Origin of the sequence: Streptomyces herbicida (genome assembly GCF_032656585.1) — a bacterium.
GTDB lineage: Bacteria > Actinomycetota > Actinomycetes > Streptomycetales > Streptomycetaceae > Streptomyces > Streptomyces herbicida.
Window position 1 is genome coordinate 21771 of sequence record NZ_JAUYWJ010000050.1, and the last position, 8800, is coordinate 30570.

An 8800-nucleotide genomic window follows, 5' to 3' on the forward strand; every position below is an offset into this window, starting at 1 on the left:
AAGGGGCAGCCGGTGGAAAACAACGACGTGTGGCTGAAAATCGGCGGCAGCAGCCGGGAGGAACTGGTGCTCGCCGTCGACTTCACCGCCACCGGCCGTCCCGACGCCCGCTTCTCCGATCTCTTCTCGCTCACCGCGGCGGGCCGCCACAATGTCTGGGAGACGATGCCTCAGGCCATCGCCACCGACGTTGGGCCCGGTGGCCAGGAGTATCTGGACCGCTGGTTCGACTCCGTGCGCGAGAGCGGGCGGCCGGTCGGCGCGGTCCTCGGCTTCTGCGCCGGCTCCGTGTATGCGGCCGCCCTGGCCGAACGCCTCACACAATGGCAGGAAAGCGCCCCGCAGCTCATTCTGTTCGACCCGGAACTCGCCAACCCGCTCGGTCTTTACTGGCAGTTCCACATGTCCCTGAGCCTCTTCGAATCCATCGTGGGACCCGAACCGATCTCTGCCGCCAACACCGAGGGGCACCACGTCCTGGAAAGCACCGACGACATTCGGGTGCTCGGTACCGAACTGGTCCGGCTTTTCCGTGGCGTGAGTGAACCCGCGTTCGACCAGCTCGACCTCGACGAGGAGAGCCGTACCGAATTCACCGAGTCCTTCACCGCTTTCGTCGCCTATGTCGTCGCCGCGGGCGATTTCGACTCCATGGAGAACTGGCACAAGGCGGTCGCCTTCACCTCGGCGAGCCCGCTCAGCGGGCTCAACCGGCTCCGCTCGACCGACCCCGAGACCGCGGCCCGTGTCGTGGCGGGGGAAATCCGGTTCGGCAGCGAGCACATGAACCTGCTGCGCGACGAGGACGCCGCGAAGGCCCTGGACGCGCTGCTGTCCCCGCAGGACCTCTCCCGACAGATCCGGATGTGACATGACGACGACCCCAGATACCAGGACCGCAAGGGACGAGGGAGGCACCACCGTCACGGCCGCGTCCCCTTCCCCGACCCCGAGCGCAGCACCGAAGCCGGACAAGAAGAAGGCCCGAAGCAGGAAGAAGCCGGAAAGCAGGAAGACGCCGGAAAGCAAGAACACGTCGGAGAGCGAGAAGGCGCCGGAGCAGGACAAGGCGCCGGAGCAGGACAAGAAGCCGGCCGCCGTGAAGGGCCCCCGGCACGCCGCCCCCGAGCCCGCCCTGCGCATCACAGGACTGCGCAAGGACTACGGCGACGTCAAGGCCGTCCGAGGACTCGACCTGACCATCGCGCCCGGTGAGGTGGTCGCCCTGCTCGGCCCCAACGGAGCCGGCAAGTCCACCACCGTCGACATGATCCTCGGCCTGGCCAAGCCGACCGCGGGCAGCATCACCGTCTTCGGCAAGGTCCCGTACGTCGCCGTACGCGAGGGCCTGGCGAGCGCCGTCCTGCAGGAGGGCTCGCTCATCGACGACCTGAGCGTCCGCGAGACCCTCGGCATGATCTCCTCGCTGTACAAGGACCCGCTGCCCATGGACGAGGTCCTGCGCCGAGCCAACATCGAGGACATCGTCGACCGGCGCGGCACCAAGCTCTCCGGCGGCCAGCGCCAGCGCGCCCGGTTCGCCTGCGCCCTGGTCGGCAACCCGCAGCTGCTCATCCTCGACGAGCCGACCTCGGCGATGGACGTGGGCAGCCGCCGCAAGTTCTGGGAATCCATGCGGAAGTTCACCGACACCGGCCGCACCGTCGTCTTCGCCACGCACTACCTCGACGAGGCGGAGGAGTTCGCCGACCGCGTCGTCCTGATGCGCGCGGGGCAGATCGCCGCCGACGGCACCGTCGCCGAGATCCGCGCCCTGACCGCCGGCCGTCTGCTGCGCGCCGCCGTACCGGGGGCGACCGCCGACGAGCTGAAGAAGCTGCCCGGTGTCACCGCGGCCAGTATCCGCCTCGGCCAGGCCGAGCTGCACTGCGACGACTCCGACGCCGCCGTGCGCGCCCTGGTGGCGAAGTACACCGACGCCCATGACATCGAGATCAGCGCCACCGGCCTGGAGGAGGCGTTCCTCACGCTGACCTCCGACGACGACGCCTCCCAGGACGACACGCAGAACACGGAGGACGAGGCCGCATGACCGGCTACCTGGCCATCGAGATCAAGCGGATGCTGCGCGGACCGCGCTTCATCGTCTTCGCGTTCGTCGTGCCCGTCGTGATGTACCTGCTGGAGTGCATGCTCTACAAGAAGCAGACCATCCCGCACTCCCACGGCATCACCTACAGCGCCTGGCTGATGTGCAGCCTGGCCGCCTACAGCGCGTTCACCTCCTCCATGCACACCACCGCACGGGTCGCCCACGAGCGGCAGATCGGCTGGCACCGGCAGCTGCGGCTGACCCCGCTGCTGCCGCGCACCTACCTGCTGACCAAGGTGTTCGTGGCGATGGTCGTCGCGCTGCCCGGCCCGGCCTTCGTGGCCCTGTTCGGCTGGCTCGTCCAGGACGTGCACCTGTCGGCGAGCGGCTGGCTGCAGATCACGCTCGGCATCTGGATCGCCGCGCTGCCGTGTGCCGTGCTCGGCCTGGTCATCGGCCTGTACGTGGCGCCCGAGCAGCAGCAGATGTATCTCCAGGGCCTGATCATCCTCTTCGGCTTCCTCGGCGGTCTGCTCCTGCCGACCACCGGGTTCCCCGACTGGCTGGTCAACATCATCAAGGTCATGCCCAGCTACTGGCTCGCCGACATCGGCCACGGTGCCCTGCTGCACGACACCCGGGCCCTGGTCGGGGCGGCGGTGCTGGCCGCGTGGACGCTGGTGTTCTCCGGCGCGGTGGTCCTGAGCTACCGGCGCGAGGCGGCCCGGGCCTGAGCGGTCTCGGCCGTACGAGGCTCAGTCGTACGAGCCTCAGGCGTATGAGTCTCAGCGATACGAAGACGCGGTGGGCGCCGGCCGAGAAGGTCGGCGCCCACTCGCATGTCCAGCCCTCCAGCCGTCCACCTGTCCCGTCGTCCAGCCGTCCACCTGTCCTGCCCCGAACCCGACCGAGAGGGACCCATATGTTCCTGGCCCCCAGCCGCAAGGGAGTCGTCCCCTTCCGCGGCCACCACACCTGGTACCGCGTCACCGGAGACCTGCACAGCGGCCGTACCCCCCTTGTCGTCGCCCACGGCGGCCCCGGCTCCGTCCACGACTATCTGCTGAGCCTGACCGCGCTTGCCTCCGACGGACGGCCGGTCATCCACTACGACCAGCTCGGCAACGGCCAGTCCACCCGGCTGCCCGACAAGGGCGCCGACTTCTGGACCGTGGACCTGTTCCTGGCCGAACTCGACGCGCTCCTGGCCCACTTGGACATCGCCGACGACTATCTCCTCTTCGGCCAGTCCTGGGGCGGCATGCTCGGCGCGGAGCACGCCGTGCGGCGCCCGGCCGGACTGCGCGGCCTCGTCATCGCCAACTCGCCCGCCGCCATGCCACTGTGGCGCGCGGAGTGCGAGCGCCTCAAGGGCGAACTGCCGGCCGACGTCCGCGACACGCTGCGTCGCCACGAGGCCACCGGCGACTACGCCCACCCCGACTACCAGCGCGCCGTCCTCGCCTTCTACGAACGCCACCTGTGCCGGGCCCGCCCGCTGCCCCCCGAGGTCGCCACCACACTCCTCGCCCTGCAGAGCGACCCCACCGTCTACGGCACCATGAACGGCCCCGCCGACTTCCATGTCATCGGCACCCTCAAGGACTGGAGCGTCATCGACCGCCTCCCCGCGATCGCCGTCCCCACCCTGATCATCACCGGCGCCCACGACGAGGCGACCGAGGCCACGATCCGTCCCTTCCTGGACCACATCCCCCAGGCCCGCTGGGAACTCTTCGAGGACTCCAGCCACATGCCCCACGTCGAGGAGCCGGAGCGCTTCGAGACGGTCATGCGGGAGTGGCTGGCGGAGGTGGGCTGAGCGCGAAGGAAGAAGGGGGGACCGGGCCTCGCCCGGTCCCCCCTTCTTCGCTACTCGGCCGGAGGGGCGGCCTACTCCGACTTCTCCGCGATGAACCCCGCCAGGGCCCGCGGCGTCGGATGGGCGAAGAGGTCAGCGAGGCGAATGCGTACCTTCACGTCCGTCGTCCGCTTGATGCGCTGCAGCAGCTGCACGCCCAGGAGTGAGTGCCCGCCGTGGGAGAAGAACCCGGAGCCGGCCTTCAGGTCCTCGCGCTTGAGGAACTCCCGCCACAGGGCGATGAGCTGATCGGTCAGCTCGTCCGTGTCGATGCCGCTCGCGGCGACCCGCTCCCGCCCGGTCAGGGCCTCCGCCCGCAACCGCAGCCCCTCCAGGTCGGGCCGCCCGCCCACCGACGGCAGCGCGTCCACCACGATCACCCGGTCCGGCTCGGCCGCCGCCGGCAGGGACACGCGTATCTGCTTCAGCAGCCGTTCGGCCAGTCCCTCGGCCGGGCCGCCGCCCGTGGGCGCCACGAACGACACCACACGCCCCGCCACCGACACACTCGCCGCATCCGCCACCTCGGCGTGCGCCAGCAGCACCGCGTCGATCTCGTCGAGCCCGAAGGCGACCCCCTGGACCGTCACCTGCCGGTCGAGCCGGCCCAGCAGCTCAAGACGCCCGTCCGGCAGCCAGCGCGCCAGCTCCCCGGTGCGCCGCACCGTCCCGTCCGCCTCCGCGAGGCACAGCTCGCCGCGCACCCGCACCGGCAGCTCCCCGCCGTCGGGCGCGGCCACCAGGGCCCGTACGGCCGACCACTGGCCCGGCGCGTACGACGAGAGCTGCGCGACCGCGGGGGAGAGGGGCACCGCGGTCGGCAGCCCGTGCCGGTGACCACCGGCGACCGCGGCCCGGTCGGCATCGCTCCACACCGACAACTCGCCCACCGGACTGGCCAGTTCGTCACCGAGCCGGACCAGGAGCGCATCGTAGCGGGCGAGCAGCAGACCCACCTCGGCCGGCGAGAACACCTGGGTGCGGAACACGGCACGGATGCGCAGCTCCTCCTCGTCGCCGGGCTCCGGGGCGGCCCCGGGCATGAAGAAGAACTCCAGGTCGAACTTGCTGAAGCCGTTCTCCACGTCCCGCATCCGCGCCGGGAACCCGCCGACCGCGAGGTCACCGGACGTGCCGCCGGGCACGTAGTTGAACAGATGAGTGCACAGTGAGTTGCGCCAGCCCGCGCCGGTGTCCGCGTCCCGCACCTCGTCGAGCACCAGCTCGGCCGGCACCCCACTGTGCCCGATCCCCTCCAGGAACACCGAACGCACCCGGTTCACCAGGCGCTTGAAGGGCTTGGCCGGATCGATCCGCACCCGCAGCGGCAGCACGTTCACGTGGTAGCCGATCGCCGACTCGTGCCCGGCGGGCCGTACGCTCACCGGCGAGCCGACGACCAGGTCCCGCCCCGCGCCGTGCCGCGACAGCAGCAGACAGTACGCCGACAGCAGGATCACTGCCTCCGGCGCGCGCAGTTCACGGCACAGCCGCCGCACCACCTCGTGCGCCGGACGCGACAACGTGTACCAGGTGCTCTCTCCGGTGAGCTCCGGTGTGTCGGACGGCGGGTTGCCGAACCACAGGCCACCCCCGTCGCCGGCGCGGTAGCCGTGCAGCTGATCCCGCCAGAACTCCAGGCTCTCCTCGGAGGGTTCGGGCTCCACGGCAGCCGGCACGGGCGTCGTGTCGTAGCCGTCCGGATCCTGGAGCGCGTGCAGCAGCTCGCCGAGGAAGGACACGGTGGACATCGCGTCGAACACCAGATGGTGCAGCGCGACACTCACCGTGCAGCCGCCACCGTCCGACGTGAACACCGCCCCCCGCAGCAGCAGCGAGCCGTCGAGCGCGAACGGCGCCCCCAGGAACTCCTCCACGGCGGCCTGTACGTCACCCGCGCCCACCGGCACGGCGGACACCGGCAGCGCCACCGCCTCGGGCGCGAGGACACTCTTGGCGAGCTCGGTCTCCGAGGCCCTGAAGACGGTCCGCAGCACTTCTTGCCTGCGCACCACGAGCGTCAAAGCCCTGGACAGGCATGCGGGTTCGATGACCCCGTCGACATCGAACGTGACGGACAGATTGTTGACTCCGGCCCCTGGCACGAGCCGCTCCAGCAGCCACAGGTCGGTCTCCTTGCGTGTGGCCATGACGGTGCTCCTCATCGCAGTAACAGCCCGATCGGGCTGACGTCAGTCGATATCGATGCCCTCGAACTCGCCGTCGAGAATGTCGAAGATCTGCTCGGCGTCGGCGTCCGCCAGCTCGTCGGCGGCAGGCTCCGCGGCGCCTCGGGGGGAGTTCAGCTCGGACCAGCGCGCCGCGAGGGTGCGCAGCGTCTGGGCCACCCGCGCGTGATCGCCCGCGTCCAGTCCATCGGGTCCGACCACACCCACCAACTTCGTTTCCAGAAGGGCGAGTTCGCCCTCCACGGCGCGCAGCGCCGCCGGCCCGGTCTCGTCCGGCACGAGCTGCTCGCGCACGTACTCGGCGAGCGCCCGCGAGGTGGGGTAGTCGAAGGTCAGCGTCGCGGGCAGCCGCAACCCGGTCAGCGGAGCAAGCTGGTTGCGCAGCTCCACCGCCGCCAGCGAGTCGAACCCGAGCCCGCCGAAGCCGCGCTCCGGATCGACCGCGTCCCCCGACGCATGCCCCAGCACCGCGGCAACCCGAGCCCGCACCAACTCCAGGACGTACGGAGTCCGTTCGACCGCGGGCAGCCGCAGCAGCCGCTCCTTGAGCGCCTCGGCGCCCTGTGCCCCCGTCGCCGCACCACGGCGCCGGGCACCCGGGACTCGGACGAGCTCCCGCAGCATCGCCGGCAGCCCCCCGTCCCGGGCCCGCCGCTCCAGGGCGCCCGTGTCGAACGGCACCGGCAGCAGATGCGCGCGCCCGCTCCCGAGCGCTGCGTCCAGCAGCGCGAGCCCGGCTTCACGTCCCAGCGCCCGCGGTCCGGTCCGGGCAACCCGCTCCACATCGGCCGCGCTCAGCCCGGCGCCCATGCCGCCGACCTCCGGTGCCCACAGGCCCCACGCCAGCGAGACACCCGGCAGCCCCTGGGCCCGCCGTCGCGCGGCAAGACCGTCCAAGTACGCATTGGCAGCCGCGTAGTTGGCCTGCCCGGCACCGTCGAAAGTGGCGGCGGTGGAGGAGTAGAGGACGAAGGCCCCGATGTCGTGCCCGGCCGTCAACTCGTCCAGATGCCGCGCCGCGTCGACCTTGGGCGCCCAGACCCTGGCCAGACTCTCCACGGTGAGGTGCTCGACGGTCGAGTCGTCGAGCACACCCGCGGTGTGGACGACCGCCGTGATGTCCGGGTGGTCGGCGAGCAGACGAGCCACAGCCTCCCGGTCGGAGACGTCACACGCCTCGACCGCTACGCTCTCCGCTCCCAACTCCTTGAGTTCGAGAGCGAGTTCGGTGGCGCCGGGGGCTCCGGTGCCGCGTCGGCTGGTGAGCAGGATGCTGCGCACGCCGTGGGTGGTGACGAGGTGGCGTGCGGTGAGTGCGCCGAGGCCTCCGGTGCCTCCGGTGATCAGGGTGGTGCCGGTGGCGGGCCAGGTGCCGGTGGCGGCGGCGGCCGTCTCGCGGGCCAGTCGGGGTGCGTGGAACCGGCTGTCGTGGTGGGCGAGTTCCGGCTCACCGGCCGGGATGTGTCCGGGCAGGTCCTGGGTGTCGATGAGGACGATGCGGTCGGGGTGTTCGGCCTGGGCGGCCCGGGTCAGGCCGCGGATGGCGGACTGCTCGGGGTCGGTGGCCGCGTCGGTGGTGTGGATGAGCAGGGTCTGCTCGCCGTCGAGGTGGGCCTGCAGCTGAGGGAGCAGCTCGGCGGCCGTGGCGGCGCGGAGCACTGTGTAGGCGGCGGTGGGCTCGGCCGCCTCGGCGGTCACCGGGACCCAGTCCACCCGGTACAGATCACGAGGCGCGGCTGCGTCGTCGACCGGTGCCAGCGGCCGCAGCGCGAGACCGGTGACCGTGGCGACGGGGGCGCCCGTGCGGTCGGCGAGATCGAGCCGGTAGCCGGAACCCTCGCCGGTCACACGCACCCGCAGGGCAGTAGCCCCCGAGGCGTGCACCACCACGTCGCTCCAGGAGAAGGGGAGCTCCGCGCTCTCCGCCGCACCCGCATATGTGAGGGCATGCAGCGCGGCATCCAGGAGCGCCGGGTGCAGCGCAAAGGCACCCGGATCGGTGCCCTCGGGCAGGGCGACCTCGGCGTGGACGGTGCCGTCGTCGGCGGCGCGCCAGGCGGTCGTGAGGCCCTGGAAGAGCGGGCCGTACTGCAAGCCCATGGCGGCCAGGTCGTCGTACAGGGTGGTGGTGTCGATCGGTTCGGCGTCGGCCGGGGGCCAGGCGGTGAGGTCGGTGGGGGGTTCCACGCTGTCGGTGGAGAGGGCACCCTCGGCGTGCAGGGTCCAGGTCTCCTCGCCTTCGGGGCGGGAGTGGACGGTCACGGTGGGCTCGTCACCGTCGCCCACACGGACGCGGAGAGCGACCGCGCCGGTCTCCGGCACGACGAGCGGGGCGTGCAGCGTCAGGTCGCGGACGGTTCCCCGTCCGACCTGGTCTCCGGCGCGTACGGCGATCTCGACCAGAGCGGCGCCGGGCACGATCACCGTGCCGTGCACGGCGTGCTCGGCCAGCCACGGCTGGGCGGCCAGCGACAGCCGACCGGTGAACAACACGCCGTCACCGTCGGGCAGTTCGACCGCCGCGCTCAGCAGCGGGTGCTCGGCGTCCGACTGCCCGAACTCCGAGGCGCTGCCGGCCCGTGCGGCCGTGGCGGCGAGCCAGTACGTGCCGTGCTGGAAGGCGTAGGTGGGGAGGTCGACGGGGTGACGGCCGGGGCCGAAGAAGGTGGTCCAGTCGACTGCGGGCAGTCGGGTGAG

6 protein-coding genes are annotated in these 8800 nt (G+C 71.4%); 4 read left to right on the plus strand and 2 right to left on the minus strand.

Features of this window, described 5'->3' with window-relative positions; all coding sequences use genetic code 11:
- Window positions 1-12: 12 nt before the first annotated feature.
- From Q8A52_RS47795 to Q8A52_RS47810, 4 genes are all read left to right on the plus strand, one after another.
- Window positions 13-870: a hypothetical protein gene (locus tag Q8A52_RS47795; protein ID WP_316764894.1), complete on the plus strand. Its 858-nt coding sequence runs from the start codon at window positions 13-15 to the stop codon at window positions 868-870.
- Window position 871: 1 nt separating this feature from the next.
- Window positions 872-2053 (plus strand): ABC transporter ATP-binding protein, encoded by a 1182-nt coding sequence (locus tag Q8A52_RS47800; RefSeq protein ID WP_316764896.1) that lies wholly within the window; start codon window positions 872-874, stop codon window positions 2051-2053.
- Window positions 2050-2787, plus strand: coding sequence for an ABC transporter permease (locus tag Q8A52_RS47805; protein ID WP_316764899.1), 738 nt, complete (start codon window positions 2050-2052; stop codon window positions 2785-2787). Before Q8A52_RS47800 ends, Q8A52_RS47805 begins: the two co-directional genes overlap by 4 nt.
- Before the next feature lie 188 nt (window positions 2788-2975).
- Window positions 2976-3875 carry a proline iminopeptidase-family hydrolase gene (locus tag Q8A52_RS47810; protein ID WP_316764901.1) on the plus strand — a complete coding sequence of 300 codons (900 nt, stop codon included), beginning with the start codon at window positions 2976-2978 and terminating at the stop codon, window positions 3873-3875.
- A 71-nt stretch (window positions 3876-3946) separates the two neighbouring features.
- Here the strand turns inward: Q8A52_RS47810 and Q8A52_RS47815 are convergent, their stop codons facing one another.
- Both Q8A52_RS47815 and Q8A52_RS47820 read right to left on the minus strand, forming a co-directional pair.
- A complete protein-coding gene (locus tag Q8A52_RS47815; protein WP_316764903.1) occupies window positions 3947-6064 on the minus strand; it encodes a condensation domain-containing protein in 2118 nt (705 codons plus the stop codon).
- Window positions 6065-6106: 42 nt separating this feature from the next.
- Window positions 6107-8800 (minus strand): type I polyketide synthase (locus tag Q8A52_RS47820; protein ID WP_316764905.1); only part of this gene is annotated, 2694 nt, incomplete at its 5' end.

Excerpts from the sequence above, each read along its gene's own strand:
- Q8A52_RS47800 (WP_316764896.1), top strand. The coding sequence starts at position 872 with ATGACGACGACCCCAGATACCAGGACCGCAAGGGACGAGGGAGGCACC.
- Q8A52_RS47805 (WP_316764899.1), top strand. The coding sequence starts at position 2,050 with ATGACCGGCTACCTGGCCATCGAGATCAAGCGGATGCTGCGCGGACCG.
- Q8A52_RS47810 (WP_316764901.1), top strand. The coding sequence starts at position 2,976 with ATGTTCCTGGCCCCCAGCCGCAAGGGAGTCGTCCCCTTCCGCGGCCAC.
- Q8A52_RS47815 (WP_316764903.1), bottom strand. The coding sequence starts at position 6,064 with ATGGCCACACGCAAGGAGACCGACCTGTGGCTGCTGGAGCGGCTCGTG.